The organism is Pelatocladus sp. BLCC-F211 (genome assembly GCF_041928655.1).
Taxonomy (GTDB): Bacteria; Cyanobacteriota; Cyanobacteriia; order Cyanobacteriales; family Nostocaceae; genus Pelatocladus.
The window spans coordinates 66,804-84,945 of sequence record NZ_JBHFLM010000045.1; the positions used below are offsets into that span (position 1 = coordinate 66,804).

The 18,142-nt window shown below is 40.9% G+C and carries 21 protein-coding genes; 7 read left to right on the forward strand and 14 right to left on the reverse strand.

What is annotated here, in order from left to right; genetic code table 11:
• Positions 1-140: 140 nt before the first annotated feature.
• Positions 141-1,880 carry a S8 family peptidase gene (locus ACE1AT_RS04535; RefSeq protein ID WP_374866110.1) on the reverse strand — a complete coding sequence of 580 codons (1,740 nt, stop codon included), beginning with the start codon at positions 1,878-1,880 and terminating at the stop codon, positions 141-143.
• Between the two features lie 356 nt (positions 1,881-2,236).
• Here ACE1AT_RS04535 and ACE1AT_RS04540 point away from each other — a divergent pair, with 356 nt between their 5' ends.
• Complete coding sequence (locus ACE1AT_RS04540; protein ID WP_374866111.1) at positions 2,237-2,389, forward strand: hypothetical protein; 153 nt, start codon at positions 2,237-2,239, stop codon at positions 2,387-2,389.
• Here the strand turns inward: ACE1AT_RS04540 and ACE1AT_RS04545 are convergent.
• The 3 genes from ACE1AT_RS04545 to def all read right to left on the reverse strand — a co-directional run bounded on the left by ACE1AT_RS04545 (position 2,382) and on the right by def (position 4,568).
• Positions 2,382-3,491 carry a fatty acid desaturase gene (locus ACE1AT_RS04545; protein ID WP_374866112.1) on the reverse strand — a complete coding sequence of 370 codons (1,110 nt, stop codon included), beginning with the start codon at positions 3,489-3,491 and terminating at the stop codon, positions 2,382-2,384. The two genes, ACE1AT_RS04540 and ACE1AT_RS04545, sit on opposite strands and share 8 nt — an antisense overlap.
• A 291-nt stretch (positions 3,492-3,782) precedes the next feature.
• Positions 3,783-3,983 (reverse strand): hypothetical protein, encoded by a 201-nt coding sequence (locus ACE1AT_RS04550; RefSeq protein ID WP_096674783.1) that lies wholly within the window; start codon positions 3,981-3,983, stop codon positions 3,783-3,785.
• 21 nt (positions 3,984-4,004) lie between these two features.
• Complete coding sequence (def, locus tag ACE1AT_RS04555) at positions 4,005-4,568, reverse strand: peptide deformylase (protein WP_374866113.1); 564 nt, start codon at positions 4,566-4,568, stop codon at positions 4,005-4,007.
• A gap of 188 nt (positions 4,569-4,756) precedes the next feature.
• On the opposite strand from def, the gene ACE1AT_RS04560 reads away from it, so the two are divergent.
• A complete protein-coding gene (locus ACE1AT_RS04560; protein ID WP_374866114.1) occupies positions 4,757-5,659 on the forward strand; it encodes a cell division protein FtsX in 903 nt (300 codons plus the stop codon).
• 94 nt (positions 5,660-5,753) lie between these two features.
• On the forward strand, positions 5,754-6,560 hold the full coding sequence (locus ACE1AT_RS04565; protein ID WP_374866115.1) for a DUF3598 family protein: 807 nt from the start codon (positions 5,754-5,756) through the stop codon (positions 6,558-6,560).
• 7 nt (positions 6,561-6,567) lie between these two features.
• Here ACE1AT_RS04565 and ACE1AT_RS04570 read toward each other — a convergent pair whose 3' ends face one another.
• Both ACE1AT_RS04570 and aat read right to left on the reverse strand, forming a co-directional pair.
• Positions 6,568-7,503: a hypothetical protein gene (locus ACE1AT_RS04570; RefSeq protein WP_374866116.1), complete on the reverse strand. Its 936-nt coding sequence runs from the start codon at positions 7,501-7,503 to the stop codon at positions 6,568-6,570.
• Positions 7,504-7,854: 351 nt separating this feature from the next.
• Positions 7,855-8,430, reverse strand: coding sequence for a leucyl/phenylalanyl-tRNA--protein transferase (gene aat / locus ACE1AT_RS04575; RefSeq protein ID WP_374866117.1), 576 nt, complete (start codon positions 8,428-8,430; stop codon positions 7,855-7,857).
• Between the two features lie 117 nt (positions 8,431-8,547).
• On the opposite strand from aat, the gene ACE1AT_RS04580 reads away from it, so the two are divergent.
• Positions 8,548-8,877 (forward strand): hypothetical protein, encoded by a 330-nt coding sequence (locus ACE1AT_RS04580; protein WP_016862108.1) that lies wholly within the window; start codon positions 8,548-8,550, stop codon positions 8,875-8,877.
• A 179-nt stretch (positions 8,878-9,056) separates the two neighbouring features.
• Here ACE1AT_RS04580 and rpsN read toward each other — a convergent pair whose 3' ends face one another.
• The 6 genes from rpsN to ACE1AT_RS04610 all read right to left on the reverse strand — a co-directional run bounded on the left by rpsN (position 9,057) and on the right by ACE1AT_RS04610 (position 14,801).
• Positions 9,057-9,359 (reverse strand): 30S ribosomal protein S14, encoded by a 303-nt coding sequence (gene rpsN, locus ACE1AT_RS04585; protein WP_374866118.1) that lies wholly within the window; start codon positions 9,357-9,359, stop codon positions 9,057-9,059.
• 63 nt (positions 9,360-9,422) lie between these two features.
• Positions 9,423-10,172, reverse strand: a complete 750-nt coding sequence (gene nth, locus ACE1AT_RS04590; protein ID WP_374866119.1) for an endonuclease III — start codon at positions 10,170-10,172, stop codon at positions 9,423-9,425.
• Between the two features lie 119 nt (positions 10,173-10,291).
• Positions 10,292-11,374 (reverse strand): RIP metalloprotease RseP, encoded by a 1,083-nt coding sequence (gene rseP, locus ACE1AT_RS04595; RefSeq protein ID WP_374866120.1) that lies wholly within the window; start codon positions 11,372-11,374, stop codon positions 10,292-10,294.
• A 581-nt stretch (positions 11,375-11,955) separates the two neighbouring features.
• Positions 11,956-13,236: a serine--tRNA ligase gene (gene serS / locus ACE1AT_RS04600; RefSeq protein ID WP_374866121.1), complete on the reverse strand. Its 1,281-nt coding sequence runs from the start codon at positions 13,234-13,236 to the stop codon at positions 11,956-11,958.
• A gap of 464 nt (positions 13,237-13,700) precedes the next feature.
• On the reverse strand, positions 13,701-13,871 hold the full coding sequence (locus ACE1AT_RS04605; RefSeq protein WP_374866122.1) for a hypothetical protein: 171 nt from the start codon (positions 13,869-13,871) through the stop codon (positions 13,701-13,703).
• 360 nt (positions 13,872-14,231) lie between these two features.
• Positions 14,232-14,801 (reverse strand): DUF3611 family protein, encoded by a 570-nt coding sequence (locus tag ACE1AT_RS04610; RefSeq protein WP_017310829.1) that lies wholly within the window; start codon positions 14,799-14,801, stop codon positions 14,232-14,234.
• Positions 14,802-15,509: 708 nt separating this feature from the next.
• Between ACE1AT_RS04610 and ACE1AT_RS04615 the strand changes: the two genes are divergently transcribed.
• Complete coding sequence (locus ACE1AT_RS04615) at positions 15,510-15,857, forward strand: PadR family transcriptional regulator (protein WP_374866123.1); 348 nt, start codon at positions 15,510-15,512, stop codon at positions 15,855-15,857.
• Positions 15,858-15,920: 63 nt separating this feature from the next.
• A complete protein-coding gene (locus tag ACE1AT_RS04620) occupies positions 15,921-16,448 on the forward strand; it encodes a cofactor assembly of complex C subunit B (protein WP_374866124.1) in 528 nt (175 codons plus the stop codon).
• A gap of 102 nt (positions 16,449-16,550) precedes the next feature.
• On the opposite strand, the gene ACE1AT_RS04625 is transcribed toward ACE1AT_RS04620, so the two are convergent.
• Positions 16,551-16,766 carry a hypothetical protein gene (locus ACE1AT_RS04625; RefSeq protein ID WP_374866125.1) on the reverse strand — a complete coding sequence of 72 codons (216 nt, stop codon included), beginning with the start codon at positions 16,764-16,766 and terminating at the stop codon, positions 16,551-16,553.
• Positions 16,767-16,847: 81 nt separating this feature from the next.
• On the opposite strand from ACE1AT_RS04625, the gene ACE1AT_RS04630 reads away from it, so the two are divergent.
• A complete protein-coding gene (locus ACE1AT_RS04630) occupies positions 16,848-17,102 on the forward strand; it encodes a hypothetical protein (RefSeq protein WP_374866126.1) in 255 nt (84 codons plus the stop codon).
• A gap of 335 nt (positions 17,103-17,437) precedes the next feature.
• On the opposite strand, the gene ACE1AT_RS04635 is transcribed toward ACE1AT_RS04630, so the two are convergent.
• A complete protein-coding gene (locus tag ACE1AT_RS04635) occupies positions 17,438-17,755 on the reverse strand; it encodes a DUF3155 domain-containing protein (RefSeq protein WP_374866127.1) in 318 nt (105 codons plus the stop codon).
• Between the last annotated feature and the right edge of the window lie 387 nt (positions 17,756-18,142).

Here is an 18,142-nt window from a genome sequence, read left to right on the forward strand (position 1 = left end):
TCATTACATAAGCTATTTTTTGAACTAAGGGCAGGCTTTTTTGCCTACCTTATAATGATAAACCTATCAAATTTACAGGTCTGAATTGCCTACCCTTAATGCAAACATAATATTTATGTGTTGTGTGTCTACCCGTCTAATTACACATTTTCCATATCAATCAGTCCATAACCCCATTTGGGATCAAAAGTCCCTACACTTTCACCGGGAATAGAACTATTTTGATGTAGCAAATCTTTTACAGCCTGTGGAGTCAGATGAGGGTCACGTTGCAACAGCAGTGCAACTAAACCACTAACAAATGGTGTTGCCATACTTGTACCAGCTAATACCACAAACTTGGAATTCACCATCATTGAGCGATCAAAGTTTGCATTGGATGAAAGAGCCGAAACGATCATTGCTCCAGGGGCTGCAACATCGGGTTTTTGGGCATCATTTCGCAGTGGACCTTCGCTGCTAAAGTCAGAAATATCATCCAATTCTAAGCCTACTTGTCGCTCATTATTATCAATATCTATGTACTGAACTTTAGTCGTATAAGAAGCGACCGTTACTGCACTACTAGCGGCCCCAGGAGCACCAATTTTCATGGTGTCGGAGATGCTTTTACCTGTAAAAAATACTGACGCAGCGTCATCTAAAGTCCACACATCTAGACGTACGTCTTTTCCAGAGGTGTTGCGTACCCGTAACTGCCAAACTCCACCTGGTACAGGTTGATTAAATCTGCTGTTACTTCCGCCCCGAATTTGCACAAAGAAGTTATAGTCACCGTTGGCTGGATCTGGTCCTGGGGTGACAATCTCGACTCGTGCATCCAGTAAGTTATATTGTTTTGAAGGATTGCCGTCAACAATAATTGGTTGGAAGGGGGTAACAAACCCATTGGGACTGCGTAGAGAGATTTCCAACTGACTATCACGGGAATACCAACCATTTAACCAGACAATCCCCACTTGATTATAGGGAACATTAAAACGCATGGTTCCCAAGCGCTTGCTGTTGACAATTGTCTGACCGTGAATGTTGTCATTACCTTCATTACCCGCAGCACAGCAAACAATCCTTCCTGGTCCAGATTCAGCATCAATTATTTTGGATAGAGAATCGCTACCATCGTGGGCATCTGCGTGTCCACCCAAGCTGAGATTCACGACTGCTGGACGTCCCATTTCACTTGCTACTCGGAAAACATAACGAACACCATCAGCAATGTGGGCGTCTTGCAAGTCAGTTTTAACAATTACTAATTCTGCTTCTGGTGCTACACCACCATAGGTATTATCTAATCCAGAGGCAATACCTGCAACGTGAGTACCATGACCATCTGTATCTTGGGAAATTGTCAGCTGTGTCCCGGTTAATTCGGCTCCATAACCGCCTTCTTTGACTCCTGGTCCTGGTAGTGTTTGATCCCAAATTCTTAAGATACGTCCTGCAAAAGCGGGGTGTTTTGGATCAATACCACTGTCTACTACACCAATAACTACTCCTTTACCAGTCAATCCAGTTTTATTCTTAAACTCTGGTAGTTTAACTTTCTTTGGTGCTTCATCCATTCGCAACTTTAATTTACGGGATGGCTTGATCCGTTGGACGGCAGATTCTTCAGATAAAGCGTCTAAACTATCTATGGGTAAGTAAGCTGTCCTGACAGTACCTGTGTTTTGGTTGATTTCAATACCGTATTGTGACAAATGACTCAGGTCTGCTTGTTCATCACAGTAGATAAAAACGACACTACGGGTAGGCTTAATACTTGTTTTTGAGGCAATTATACCAAGCGATCGCTTGTGTGTGGTTAAAGCTTCTTGTCCTTCTCTTTGATAGTCTTCGTAGGCTAGTAGCAATCCAGGAGAAAGTTTTTCGTGTCTCATGTTTTCCTCAAATTTAGTTTAATTGCTGCAAAATTTTAGCTTTAGCACCAATTTTCGGCAAGTTATTGTTTTAACAATCATCTTTGCATGTCAATATAGTTGACTAGTGTTAGATGTAAAAACAATATCAAGTATTTGGACTCAGCAATGATGAATTATGAAGTATGAGTCTTTTTGTGGGTTAATGATTAAGTAAGTATTTACTGCTTTATTGCAAAGAATAATTAGTAATTAACAATCAACTACTAAATATTAAACTTCATCACTCATAATTCATCATTCATAATCTCTGGATACAATACCTGTCTGCCTAATTTCGCAAAATTTTAACTTAAAAAATAAATAAAATCTTAAAAGTGAAAGTAGGTAAATCATCAGAACAACAGACAGAGAAGGTAACATCCGAAACGGCATCAAAAGAAGAAAATAACCAAGTTTTAGAAGAAAGTGAGAAAGCAAAAACCAAGGGATTTACAAAAAAAGCAAAAGAAGGAGTTATTTCTATTTGAGGAGGTCTATAGATTGCTCAACTTGGCGAAATGATGCGATAGACTGGAGGCGATTGGAGGCAGAATCCCAAAGAATGAATTTGAAGCAATCAGGAATATCTGCTATTCGCAGCGTTTTTGAATGAGTAAGCAGGTGAATATTTTTTTTGTGGCAAGCTTCGAGGTTGTAATTGGGGATTCTTTCGGAAAGATGATGAATGTTATGGTAGCCAATATCGGCGGCAAACCACTTCAAAACCGTAGGTAGCTCTAGATAACTGCTGCCCTCAATCGCTCCAAGCAGATAGTCCCAGCCTTCAGTTTTGTGGGCGTAAGAGCCATCAAAGTTGTGCTGCACAAAGAAGACACAGATGAAGATTGCCGCAGAACAAGTTAGCGTGATTGAGTAAACGCTCAGGAAGAAACCAAATCCAAGTAAATTGCCCAGAAAAATCCAGCTGCTGACTACACAAATGTTGTTGAACAGCAGATCCCAAAACTCAGCCGCCGTGTACCAATTCCTAGACTTATAGCAGGAGATAATTGTCCCTAAACCCATACCCGGATCTTGCTTCAAGCAAGTCAGTAGATGAGTGATAAAACCATAGGTTCCTGCAATCAGGGCGAGTCTTGGCTTAATCGCGAGGTAGAAAAAACCTCCCGGAAAGATCATCAATGGGTGTCTCAGTAGTTCATAACGCCTTTGGGCAGATGGACTAAGTTTCGCAAACTCCTCAGTAGAGAGTAATGCAGAAGGACCACGATAGCGTTCCCAATCACCATTGGTTTTGTGATGATAAGCATGTCCTCTTGACCACGGATATTGGGGTATCGCGTTGATCACACCCAGAATAAAACCGATAATCCGATTAACCCTTTTTGAACGAAAGAGTGAATAGTGTCCGCAATCATGCATTAAAGAAAAACAACGCGCTGAAAACAGCGTTATCAAAACTATAATGGGCGGAAGCAACCAAAAAGAAATAGAAGCTGCTTTCACTGCTAAAAACCATAACAGAACATAAGGAACAACCGTATTAAGGATTTGATAAGTTGCCCGCAAATCGTTACTCTCCATGTAAGGAGCCAGGACAAAATCCGACTTTTTAACTGTGGTTTTCATTCAATAAAACTTTCTCCTAGATTAGTATTTGGGACAGGGCTATTTCATTCTCAAGTGTCACATTTTGTGATGGAGGCCTAAGCCTCCCAAAAAGGTCATGTTTAGAGGACAAGTTCTGTGTTTTTGTCTCCAAAATATTTGTCAGAACCATTATTAAAATAGAATGAAATAGCCCTGCTGCCCTTGGGATGTAAGACCAAAGTCGTCAGGACGTAAAAAATCTATGACAACCGAGGCAACCCCCTGTGAATTGGGAAGCCTAGAATGTACCACAAGGTCAGTGTAGGTAGTTCACTTGTTTATATTAGCTTTAGCATCTTTGACTGCGGCAAAGAAAAATAGTCCTGTTAGGGGAATACTTAGCCCTAAAATAATCGCCGTGGTTTGAGTACCGAGATCAGGCTGTCCAGAGGTAAGTTCAAAAACAGAACCTACTGCTGCGATCGCAGTAATGCAAGAACAGGCTAAAAATAAACCACTCTTGGGAGTCATTACGTTCACAAGCACATCCCCCTACACAACTGATTTAACAGCTTGATAGGAAAAGCCATGCTTGGATAACTCCTGTGCTAAAGCTAAAGAGTTTTCTACACGGTCTACAAATACTACACCATTGAGGTGGTCGATCTCGTGCTGAATACAACGTCCTAGTAAATCTGAAGCCTTCAGTGTCTTAGGGCGTCCATACTCATCTTTGTAAGAGATTTCGACAACTTCAGGACGCTTCACATCCATGTAAACTCCCGGAATACTCAAACATCCTTCTTGAGCAACGCAGATGTCCCCGCTTACCTTTTTAATAGTAGGGTTAATCAACACCAATGGGGAGTTAGCCGCGTTATCTGGTTCCAGATCAATGACTATAATTTGTTTGTGAATTCCGACTTGGGGTGCAGCTAAACCAATACCATCTTGGCTATACATGGTTTGTAGCATTTCCCGTGCTAGTTTGCGGATTTCTTCATCTACCTTAGCAACGCGCTTGGCTCCTTGGCGCAGAACGCGATCGCCAAGGAAATGTAGTTCCAAGGGCGGATTTTCTAACTTTTTCTTCTCAACAGCGACTTCCGATGGCATTCTTTTTTAACTCACCTATTATGGATTGGGAATGATTCCGCTTTATTTAATCTTAGCAATGAGTTATCAGTTATCAGTTATCAAATGAAATTGTTCACTGTGTAAGTGTTCACTGTTTCTCAACAACTAACAACTGAGAAATTGTTAATAATAGATTTTTATGGTTTTGTATTAAAAAGAGGCTGCGGGTGTTGAAAATACTGACTAAACTTGACTATCTGCTGAAAGAAACCTGGATTGGTTTACAACGTGGTGGCTGGATGAATTGGGCAGCTATCAGTACTGTGACTGTGTTACTATTCCTGTTTGGTTTGAGTTTACAAAGTTCTTGGCAAGTAGAAAAATTACTTTATCAATTCGGTAGTCAGTTGGAAGTATCTGTTTATCTTGATCCAGGTGCGCGTGCAGACAGCATTGAACCATTGGTGTCAAGAATACCAGAGGTTGCAGATATAAAAGTTATTACCAAAGAACAAGCTTGGCATAAGCTTGTTCAAGAACTAGGAATTTCTGATATCGAAGCTGCTACTCAGCAGCTAGGTGAAAATCCGCTTGTGGATGAATTGAAGGTGAAAGCGCGTAACTCTGAAGTCGTACCAAACTTAGCAACACAACTAGCTAAATTACATGGAGTAGATGCAGTTCAGTATGTGGATGAAGCAGTCAGACGTATTGCTCAGTTGCATCGAGGTTTAAACTGGGTAACACTAACAATTACTATAATTTTGACCTTAACAGCGATCGCAGTGACTACCACCACTATCAGATTAATAGTCATGGCGCGACGCCGAGAAATTGAAATCATGCAACTAGTGGGAGCAACTTCCGCTTGGATTTACCTACCGTTTATATTGCAGGGAATTGCTTTTGGTTTGATTGGAGGTGCGATCGCTTGGAGTTTCATTAGCATTATTCAACAGTTTCTTGGACATTTACTGGCTAACCAACCAGAATTCATCAAATTTATCACCAACGGTTTACAACTGACTCCATTACAAACTTTATTATTGCCCTTGATTCTCCTCAACTTTGGTGCAACCGTAGGATTCATCGGAAGTTTATTTGCTGTGCAAAAATTTGCGAAAACTTAGTCAGAGAATCAGTTATCAGTTATCAGATTAAAATTTTCACTGTTCACTGATTTCCCCGATTAACAATCACCAACCACCAACCACCAACAAATAAATGAGTCAATGGGAATCTTTATTAAAAAATCTCGGTGAATGGCAAGGTTCATTCACTCGTGTATCTCCCCAAGGTGAAATAATAAGTGATACACCCAGTGTTGTATCTCTAGAAGGGTTAAATAATAATCAGACAATTCGTCAAATTATTCGCCTGGGTGGAGATGAAAAAATCCTAGAATACAGTTCTTTAGGACGGGGTGTGTTGTTCTTTGAAAATGGTGCTTTTTCTCAAGGTACGATTCAGCTAGGGCCATTTTCGGAATTTGGAGCAGAATTAGGATTAATTCATGAAAATTGCCGTTTGCGCCTCGTACAATTGTTTGATAAAAACGGTCAACTAGATCAATTTACCCTGATTCGCGAACATCTAGCTGGAACCGGAGTCACACAAAGCAATAATTTAACAGTAGAAGCATTGTTAGGAGAATGGCAAGGTGAAGCAGTGACAATCTATCCAGATTGGCGATCGCCTGATCGTTACTTTACCAAAATGCAATTACAACTGGATGATTCTGGACGTTTAGTGCAAAGTCTTTCATTTGGCGATCGCACAATTACCTCAACTGCTACAATCAATGGTTCCATTCTCACATTTGCTCAAGATTCACAAAAGCAGGTACAGGTTTTGCTGTTACCTGATGGTGCTTCCGCTACGTCACCGTTAAAAGTGCAATTCCGTCAACCCTTATTTTTAGAAGTGGGTTGGTTAATTACACCAAATCTTCGTCAACGCATGATTCGTAGTTACAACGATCAAGGGGAATGGGTGAGTCTGACTTTGGTGACAGAAAATCGGGTGAATTGAGTATAAATTAAGAGCGACGGATAAAGCGCCCAATCCCAGCGGCACACCGCAGAGCAATCTTTTTCTGATTGTATTCCCATAGTGAGTAAAGTTGCATCGGTGTTTGTGTATTTTGCCAATAAGCCTTATCTGTCAATGTTGGAGGTGATCCATTCAAAGCATTAAAAATCAATTGTTTTCGCCAAGGTTTGATCTGGCTTCCCGACGCATGTGACATAATATCTACACTAACACCACCAAAATCCATTCCCATCGCACTAACAGTACTAAGTGGTTCAGAACTTAACATTAATGCTAAGTTCAAAACACATTGATCGGTTTGGAAATAGGGATAACGATTAAAAGCTAAACAAAAATCCTGGAGATTGATATAACCTGCTTCCTCAAAAGTATGTAATAGTTTTTGCCATAACAAAAGTATGGATTTCTGACTCTGTTTTACACCAATAAAACCAGTATTGTAGTAGCGATCTAATTCACGTTGACAAGGGAAACCGTAGCTTTCAGCCAATTCTTTCCAAGCGAATCGATAGGGATGATTGGCTGGCATATAATCATAAGCATCCTCACATAAGGCAATACCATGATTAACCCAATCAGTGTAGAAATTCCAGTCACGTTTATTGACAATATCAGGGTCAAAATAAAATAATGCTTCAACTTCTGGACAATAATTTTCCCAGAGTTGCAGCATGAAATCAGGTTTGTAATTAGAAAAAAATGTTGAAGTGGTTAGCTTGATAAATCGAATTACACAATCTTCAGCGACACAAAACTCTTGATAACCTTGACCTTCTTTCAGAGAATTTATCCAAGGTGGTAAAGTTCCACGATAACCTACCCACACTACACCGCGAAAGCCATGATTGTAAAGAGAATTAACTAGTACACCTACGCCGTAGTGATAATCTCGTTCAAATAAAGTACAAATATTTGCAAGCATACGCAATAGACCCTGAATCTACAAATAAGTTTATTTAGGGGATGAAATTAAAGTAGTATCAACAGTTCACCAACTAATTCCTCACAGGTATTTCCACTGTGAATTAATGTTAGTTAAGTAAATCTATACTTGCCTCGATATGCGTTCACAGGAGAGGTATATAAAGCAAGTACTTTCACAAAAGTATCCACAGCAGATACATGTTCATCATCTGTCTAAAGAAGTAAAAACCTTGAATTTGTCATCAATAAAAGACATTCATTTTTAGTGCTAAATATTTCTCTTTACCACTTATTTTTTTACTAAAATTATTAATTATATTTGTGACAAAAATATGACAGAACTAAATCCCTAAACAATAGAACACTTTCGATATAATGCTTTATAAAGTAACTCTTGATACTCTTGATCACCGACTCTATAAGCCCCAAATCTTTCTAAATGGGGATTCATCATTTGAGCATCAAATAATACAAACTGCCTTTCTCGTAACCTTTCTACTAACTTCACCATTGCTACTTTAGAACCATCAGGAATCCGATAAAACATTGATTCGCCGATGAAAGCACCACCAATAACAATTCCTAAAATTCCTCCAGCGAGTTCATCTTCTCGCCAAGTTTCAAAACTATAAGCCCAACCTGTTTGGTAAAGTTGCCAATATATATCTTTTAATTCCGATGAGATCCAAGTTACCTCTCGGTTAGCACAACCTTCGACTACTGATTTAAAGTCGCGGTTAACCGCTACAGTAAAGCGATGTTGATTTAGAACACGTCGTAGGGACTTAGGGTAGCGAAATTGATCATCCAAAGGAATGAGAGTGCGATCGCGACTTCCATACCAACTTAAGCCATTATCTTCATCAGCCATGAGAAAATAGCCTTGGGCATAGCCTTGAATGATAGCAGCAGTATCATATTCCATAAATAACATTAAAAATAAAAACATCGCTTAGTCACGCTATTAGATGTTAACAGTCATCCTCTGCGTTCCTTAGCGATTCGTTTTAACACTTGGTGCGTTTTAAGATAAATCAAAAATATGACAGAACCGATTCCACCTATCACCCTACCACCATCCCAAAATCCGGAACTTGAAGGTAAATGGTTAAAGCAACGCTTACATGGGTGGCTAGACACAGAATTTATCCCAGAAGCAGTTAACCAAAATATTGCTGAACGTGCAGCCCAAATCTTTGTTCGCCAACGGATGGAAGGAGAAAATGACCTTGGTTCTCTGGTAATTGCTATTGTCACAGAGATGCAAGCATTTGATTTTTCTAAAAGTTTCTATGGAGAGTTTGCGATCGCCAACGCCGTCAGCGATCTACTCTTAGAAAGTTTAGGAATTGATAAGTGTTGTGGACAGTAGTCATTCGTCATTTGTCATTTGTCATTTGTCATTCGTCATTTGCCATTTGTCATTTGAATAATGACTTTATAACAAATCACCAATGATCTTCTCCCTAATGACCAATAACTATTGTACAGACGCGTAGACGCTCGTAAGAGCGGCTTCTCGTAAGAGTATAATCGCGTCTCTACCAATGACTACCAACTTGACTTAACCACTCCAGGTAAAAGGCCCTCGTGCGCCCATTCCCGCAATACGTTTCGAGATAGTCCAAAGTCGCGGTACACACCTCTGGAACGACCAGTAGCCCAGCAACGGTTACGACGGCGAGTGGGTGCGCTGTTGCGGGGTAGCTGTTGAATTCGTCTGTGAATCTCCAGCTTATCCATTGGATCTTCTGTAGTTCTAAACTCTTCTAACAAAGCTTCCCGTTTGACCGCATACTTTGCCACTAGTTTAGCGCGCTTTTTCTCGCGCTCAATCATGCTCTTTTTTGCCATTGAATCTGTTACTTACTTTTTAAATTAAAAGACAGCATTTCCCATTCTATCTGATGGAATTAGTTATTGGTTATTTGTTTGTTTTTGGTTGTGATTTGTTGCTGATTGATGGTTAAGTATTCCTCCTTGTCCTCTTTGTCTCCCTTGTCCTCCTTGTTCCTCGTTCCCTGATAAAGGACATAAATCAGCCAACTCACAAACCTCACATGCAGGATTACGGGCTTTACAAACAGCACGACCATGATAAATTAACCGGATTGACCAATTTTCCCAATCTGGTTGAGGCAAAAGGCGCATTAAATCTCGTTCAATATGAATAGGTTCCGTGTGTTCAGTCAACCCTAGACGTTGGCTGAGACGTTTGACGTGGGTATCAACTGTTACACCGGCATTAATTCCAAAAGCATGAGCAAGGACTACATTTGCCGTTTTGCGTGCTACTCCTGGAAGCAACAATAATTGCTCCATTTGCTTTGGTAATTCACCGCCAAATTCGTTAACAATCATCCGACAGGCAGCTTGAATATTCTTGGCTTTGTTACGGTAGAATCCCGTAGAACGTACTAAATTTTCTAACTCACTCAACTCAGCATTAGCCAAACTAGGCGCATCTGGAAAACGACTAAAGAGTGCTGGCGTAACTAAATTGACTCGCTCATCCGTACACTGGGCGGAAAGAATTGTTGCAACCAGCAGTTGCACTGGGGTGGAATAGTTTAGAGAACAAGTAGCATCAGGATAAAGACGCTTGAGGCGAACCAGTATTTCTAGCGATCGCTGCTTTTTAGATGACCATTTACGAGTGTTGCTCACTGGATTGAAAATAGGGATCGGGGATCGGGGATCGGGGATTGGGGAATAGATTTTGATACGCTCGTTGTGTGATTTATTGCCCGCAAGTAAACTGCGGGCTTAGGGGCTTATGGGCTTACTTACTGGAATAGCTTTTGTACCCACTCCAGTTGGGAAGTTTCTTTAACAATGAGAAAAATACCCAATCCCAGAAGTAGCATTAAACCTGTTTGCATTACACCTTCTTGAACACGAGAAGGTAAAGGTTTACCCCGCAGTCCTTCAATCAGCAGAAAAGCGAGTTGTCCTCCATCCAAAGCTGGTAAAGGCAGAATATTGATAATTGCTAGGTTGATGCTAATTAAAGCTCCAAAATAAAACAAACTGCCTGTATCATTTTGGGCAATGCTAGCACCAATTTTCACAATTTTGACTGGGCCAGCTACTTGACTAGCCGTTTCGCCGAAGTTAGTGATTAATTGCTTAAAACCTTGAAATGTCAATTTCATAATTCGCTGAAATTCAGCAGCACCAAGGTTAAAAGCTTCTAGCAAATTAGCACGACGACGTACAACTTTACCGTTGGGAGAAAGTCCAACACCAATACTACCCCCAGCTGGCTTGGCTTCAGGAGTGACACTCAAAGACAGCTTTTGATCACCACGAGCAATTTCTAGTTGAACTGGCTTACCTGCATTCGTTTTAATGATTTCTCTTAAAGCCTCTATCTGTTGCAGTGAAGTGCCAAAATCTTTGTTATTAGCAGCTAAGATGACATCTCCTGCTTTGATACCAGCTTGAGTCGCTACATTACTGACTTCTGGGGCTAATTGTTCGATTAAGACTCCTGGCTGGGTTGCTTGTGAAATACCGACTAAATTTACCTGCGCCACAAGCAGAAAATAGGCAAAAATTAAGTTTGCTATCACTCCTGCGCTGATGACGATCGCCCGATCTAAAATTGGACGGTTACGCAGCAGGTTAGGGTCATTAGGTGGAATCTCACTATCTGGATCATCGTCAGGAAAACCAACAAAACCACCCAATGGAAACGCCCGAACAGCGTATTCCGTTTCCGGGCCTTGGTATTTCCAAATCACTGGTCCAAAGCCCAAAGAAAAGCGGTTGACATGAATTCCTTGTGACCTTGCTGCAATAAAATGTCCTAGTTCGTGTACTAGGATTAGAACAGCCAAGACTGCGATCGCCGCTAAAACTGACATAGATAATTTTTTTGAACTTACTTAGCTATACTTTTCTCTATTCTAGAATGACTACCACTCTAGCATTGGTCTGCAAAACTGTATATTTTCGGGCTGTTTCGCCAATTCTTTAGGGGGAGTATTGATTTGAGAACTCCTTAAAAGCATTATATATAGTCAACTCTGCTATTTTCTGGCTGTTTCAGCCTTTTGTTAAAGATTGTAAGAAAAAGTATTTCTACGAAAGCATAGGTATTTCAGCCATTTTCATACCTGCTACTGCGACTTTTGCGGCTTGTCAAACAACTTGACGAGATTGACGGGGCATTTTTCACTATTAAAGGACGACAACAAAAAACTCCTGTGCGAATCTTTGATACTCGCGCACAAGTCTTTTATTCTCGTCGATGAGTCTTTGAACCTCGTCAATGAGTAATCCCTCTTCTAAGAAACCAGATTTTCTGAGAAGAGGGATAAGTTAAGCGCGTAACAATAATCTAATTTTTGACCACTGAATCAATTAGCAGCGTAACCCACCATTATTTACGGTGCGTTACGCTGTCGCTAACACACCCTACCAACTACCAACCACCAATCGAAAATTACAAAACTTCCCGTCCCAAATAAGGCTGTAGAACTTCCGGTATCTTCACCGCACCATCTTCTTGTTGATAATTCTCCAAAATAGCCGCCATTGTTCGTCCCACAGCTAACCCGGAACCATTGAGGGTATGGACTAACTGTGTTCCTTTCTTACCAGTTTCCTTAAAACGAATATCAGCCCGTCGCGCTTGGAAGTCCACAAAATTAGAACAACTGGAAATTTCTCGATATTTTCCAGAAGAAGGAAGCCAAACTTCTAAGTCATAGGTTTTGGCAGAATGGAATCCTATATCCCCAGTGCATAAATTAATGACTCGGTAAGGCAACTTTAAAGCTTGTAAAATAGCCTCTGCATCACCTACTAATTTTTCTAATTCCTCAAAAGAAGTGCTGGGATGGACAAATTTCACCAATTCTACTTTATTAAATTGGTGCAGCCGAATTAATCCTCGCATATCCCGCCCATAACTCCCAGCTTCACGGCGAAAACAGGGAGTGTAAGCACAGTGATAAATAGGTAAATCTTCCCCAGTCAAAATTTCACCCCGATAAAGATTGGTGACGGGTACTTCGGCGGTGGGGATAAGCCACAAATCATCATCAGCACATTTAAAGCTTTCTTCCGCAAACTTGGGTAGTTGTCCGGTAGCTGTGAGTGAAGCACTATTAACTAAAAACGGAGGAATAACTTCTACATATCCTGCTGCTGTTTGGCGATTCAGCATAAAAGAAATTAATGCCCTCTCTAGTGCTGCTCCAGCACCAATCAACGTCACAAAGCGACTTTGGGCAATTTTCACAGCCCGTTCGGCGTTGAGAATACCTAACTTTTCCCCAATTTCCCAGTGCGGGATAATATTCGCGTTTTGCGGAATGTACTCATCACCCCAGCGCCGCACTTCCACGTTTTCCTCTTCATTCTTGCCTATGGGTGTGGTGTCACTAGGTAAGTTAGGGAGTGCAAGTACTAGTTCTTGGATTTTGGCTATGATTTCTTTTTCCTGCGGTTCCAGTTCGCTTAATGTGGCTTTAACAGAGTTACCCTCATCTCGCAAGGCTTGAATTTCTGGGTCTTGAGGATTTGTCCCAGATTTAATCTTTTGTCCAACCAGCTTACCAATTTCATTACTACGTGCTTGAAGTTGGCTACGCTTACCTTCTAATTCACGTTGTTGTTTATTTAAATCTACTATTGGCTGAATATCATAGTTACCACCACGAGTATTCAACCTCTCTTGTACAAATTGTGGATTTTCCCGTATTTGCTTAATATCCAGCACAGATTTTTCTCAGTTTTTAGTATAAGAAGACAGTTTCGATGAAATAATTTCATTACCAAACATGAAAATGGGCATGGGGCATGAATCAGTTAACAGTTAACAGTTTAATTTGATCACTGATAACTGATAACTGATTAGTTGTCCCCCTTGTCCTTCTTTCTCTGTTCCCAACTTTCAAGTCAGAAAGCACAGACAAACCTAGAAGCACCTATTAGGAATTTAGAATTGAAACATGCAAATTCCTAACTCACAAAATATCCCTGCACCCAGGTGTGAAAGTAATTTGCCAAAATTTTGCCCCAGCTTTATCGCCAGGGCTATCACACTGCAATTTATTTTAGGCATTTCCAGGCTTATTTTTCAATCTTTTATTAGATCGGTCTTACCAATATTTTGATTATTTTAATACTGCGATCGCTTAACTATTGCTTAACTATCGCTGAATTATAAAAATTATATATTTCTTAAGATTGCCTTTCTTCTTGGTTTGCTTTGGGTTGGCTGAAACGCTCTTCTTGAGTGCTAGAAGGAGAAGGCAGCCAATAGGCTAGCACAGTACTTAAACCACTCCAATACAGTGTCTGATTTTCTTTGGTTTTATCGTTGACAAGCTGGAAAGTACAAAGACTAATCATTACTGTACTGAAAAGGAACTGTATCCCAAATCTCCAAGTTTGTAATTCTCTCATCGTGTTAGACCTCCAATTTCTAAGATCACCTCATTGACTTAACTTGTATCAGTCCCTAGCAGGATGTTTGTGTCAAAAACATGTATTAATCTCCACACTCCATAGAGATGATTCCGGAAATGAGCCATTCGATTTTAGATTTTAGATTACTCTGTCGAGTAGACACGGAGTGGCTACTTGCAGAAGTCGCTAACGCGGCTACCTTTGGTAGGCGCACTTCATGCGTGTATGGATTTTGGATTGACTCCCTTGTCCCCCTTGTCCTCATTGTCCCTCTTCCCAATGCGTGAATTTTTAATTTTCAATCTAGCGAGTAATGCGATTGAGTAACCAAATTGACCCTACAAGTCCAGCGAAGTGAGCAGAGACAGTATTAGTGTTTGCTTGCACCACAAGCATATCTAGACCACTAATAATGCGATTGGGGTCAAACAATTGTGTAGTAATTGCTTGGGGAGATATAGACCTTGCTACCAGAGTACCAACGATCGCCTGCGCTCCTAACAGAGTCAACAGCATTCCGACTAAATTCACTAATAGTCCTAACCGCAAGACTTGAACTGTTTCTAGTTTGCTAGGGTGATTACTAGGATTAGAAGATAATAATTGTCTGCCAATGCGGGTGTAGCGGAAAGCTAAATATACACCTACACCCAAGGTAACTAGTCCACAAACTGCCAGAAATACACCAAATCCATTACCTGGGTTATTACTCGGGCTACCAGGTCTTTGGCTAAAAACACCATATAGCAGCACAATAATTGTAGAAACTACACCTAGTACTAGCTGAATCCAAAAGCTAATCCAACCAACGAGGCGAAAGATTTTGGCAATTTCTTGACGGCGAGAGGAAGATGATTGAGAGTCTACTGACATAGTGATTACCTATGTGCTGGAGGGTTTGATTAATTGATAAATTAACTATGACACTTAATACCATTTTGATTGTTGAGGGTACACCCCCGAATGAAATTAGGGGGACTTGCCCAATTTATAGTGGCGGGGTTGTTCCGGTAATTGGTAATTGTCAATTGGTAATTGGAAGTCTAAAAATTCAGTAGACTATGCGGTATTGAATGTGTCAAGAGCTGCAAGGGTTGAAAATTATAGATATGATCTTATGGTTGATATTTAAAGATTTATACTGGTGCGATCGCTGTAAAAAAAGTGTTTATTAAGTTTTACAGAAAAATTTGCAATTAACCTTTAAAATTGCTAAGGCAACAATTTATGCTTAAACAGTCCTCACACGCTCGGCATCACTTAACACAAAGATAATGGTCAAACCGTTGTCTGTTTGCTCCTCACCACACTGGCTAGAGCTTGAGGCAGAAAGGAGTGCATTATTTTGCACTTCCAAAGCTGGCGCATAAATCAGGCGCTGTCACTGGAATTTATTTCTGGTGCTTAAAGTGCCCGTCCCTACGCTTACAAACTTGGGTTAATGATTTTATTGTGTGCGCCTTGTCAATCTAGCCTAAGTAGCGTTATATACTTACCCCAATAGGGTAGTAGCACTATATACTCACAAAAGAGATTGTAGGCTTAACCCTTGGGCATTGTTTTAGCAATTCTTCACTAACCATGAAACTTGAGGATATATATCAATTCTTTGAGAATCCTCCGCCAACTTACCTTTGTCAAGAACTAGCAGTTTGTTATATCTTGTACGTTTTATTACAAGGGGAGTCTTACGGAACCGAGTTAATCCAACGCTTAGAAACTGAATATCCCAACTATCGCCTTTCGGATACAGTACTTTACAGTGCGATTAAGTTTCTCGAAGACAACAAGGCAATCACAGGGTATTGGAAAAAACTCGAAGGACGCGGACGTCCCCGGCGGATGTACCAAGTTTCTTCCGAGTGGACTCCACACGCGCAAGATTTAGCTCGTCTTTGGCAACAGTATATAAATGGGAGGACAAATTAACGAATACATTGATAATGAATAATGAATAAGTCCCCTCCAATCAAGCACTAAAAACTCACTATTATGGATACCGCCATTCTGCCATCCACGTTGATGCTTACTTTGTTATTATCGGTCGGATTATTTTTCTTTATTCGTGCCTCTACTAAAGACCGTACAGAAGTAGCACAACTGGTATCTGAACAAGACGAGGCTACTTTAATGTCTCAATTAAGGGAGTATTTTCGAGCTAGGTCTTACCGGGTGGCAGCGGTAGACCCAGAACAAAACCAAGTGATTTTTGAAGGCAATGTTCGTCCCAGTTGGTTTTTAGCCATATTTTTGACTGTGCTAGCTGCTACTGGTATTCTTTGTCTATCACTGGTTTTGTCACAACTTTTTCCTAGCCTGAGTATTTTTTTTCTAGGGATGGTATTACTATCGCCCTTGAGCGGAATTTTCTACTGGAAAAAAGCTAGCAAACTTGAGAAGGTGTCGCTGAAGGTAGAAACAACCCAGAGCGAACCACCATCCTCAAGTACTATTACTGTTACTGCCCATCGAGATGAACTGATTGAGTTAAAAAAGGCATTAGAGCTAAAATCTAGCTAATAACCGCTAATTGCAGTTACCATTTCCAAATCACAAAATCCAGATTTGTAATCAGCATTTATTGGAAATCGCACTAAAAAAGACAAAATATTCCTGAATGAACTACCCACAGTTAGCTTCGCCTGAACTGTGGGTTTCTACATCCCTCAGTTCGTGTTTAGCAAGGCTTTCTGTGGATTGCTGTCGCTTCTTCGCCCCTAGTTGCCGCATCGATCCAGATTGCTTGCGCTTACTGGTAGATGTGGTAGAGCTAGGCGACTCTGCGACTGCGAAGCCAGTTCCTGACTCCGGTAGACTTCCTTTTGCCCAGTAAAGCATAACTTCGGCAGCAGCAATATCGCGGTCTTGTCGATAACCACAAACACCACACTCGTGGACTCTAATATCGAGTGTTTTCTTGTGCTGACACCCACATTTAGGACAGGTGCAATAATTGAAGCCTATATAGACTCGTTACCAAATGCTAAGATTGGCAATTCTTCAGACCAGTCACTAAACCAAGAAAAAATGGGCGAACCTTCTACAACTCGACTAGCCCACGAGTTAACTCGTGGGGAGGAGGGATGTGCCGGGTACGGCACATCCCAAGGTTCGCCCATTTTTTCTAATCGTTTAAACCCAGACATCTCACGCCCTCTCAATCCTGTGGATTGAATTGGTTGGAGATGCCTTCATCATTGCCCGCTCCCTATCCCCACCCTATGAGTACATTGAGGGTGGGGACTTCCGCCTTATGTTAACGTTATGTTAATCTTTGCTTGCGGAAGAGTTATAAATCCCCGCTTTTTGTACATCATTTGTTATTCAAATCTCATCCCACAAACACAAATATCTGACAGGATTCGATTAGCCTTATCCAGACCGCTAAAGTTGACTGGCAAATTAGCCTAAAATTAAAAAAAAATTAAATTTTTAGATATCTTGAGCATTTTGCCAGTTAATAAATGTCAAAAGCCACAATCACAATCTACAAAATCGCCTTGAATCTTTTAGCGAGTAACCAATGCTACCGATTCTTGAACTGTAGAAGGTTCTAATGTTCTCAGACTGGGGAATAGGAAATGATTCTCTTCTACATACTGAGCACCAAATAAACCTTTTTCAGCCCAAAAATATCGGTCTGTTGTATGTTCGTTGCGCTTTACGAGCAGCAAAGCGGGTGGCAATATCCCTTCAGCTTGAATAAATTTTCTGGCTGCTGTCACAGGTTTCTCTTCGCCACTTTCAATGCTATATTGGGGCACATGCTCTAAGATACGCCGTCCTTCTTGCCGACGACGGCTTTTCCGCTTTCGTCTCCTTGCCAACCTTTTTTCCTCCTCTTCAAAGCTACAGATTGTAGTTATAGCTACAAAATCCGTCGTAATTATAAAAGTTCTAGTTCAAAAAATCAATGGTTTTTAAACTTTTGATACAAAAAACATAATTTATTCTAAAGTAGATAAATTATTTGGTAATTATTTATAAACTGTGTTGTTGGTTAGCGCTTATTCACCTTCTGACTTGAAAATGGGTGTGGGGGTGTAACGGGTGTAGGGGAGCCAGTGCGTTGCGGAGCCAGTACGTTGCGGGGGTTTCCGAGCCAGCGCGTTGCGGAGGTTCCACGCCACCTGCTTTATGCCGGGGAACCCGTCCACCGCAGTGGCTCCTCCGTTGTAGCGACTGGCGTCCCGTTGTAGTACCTGGCGTCGGGT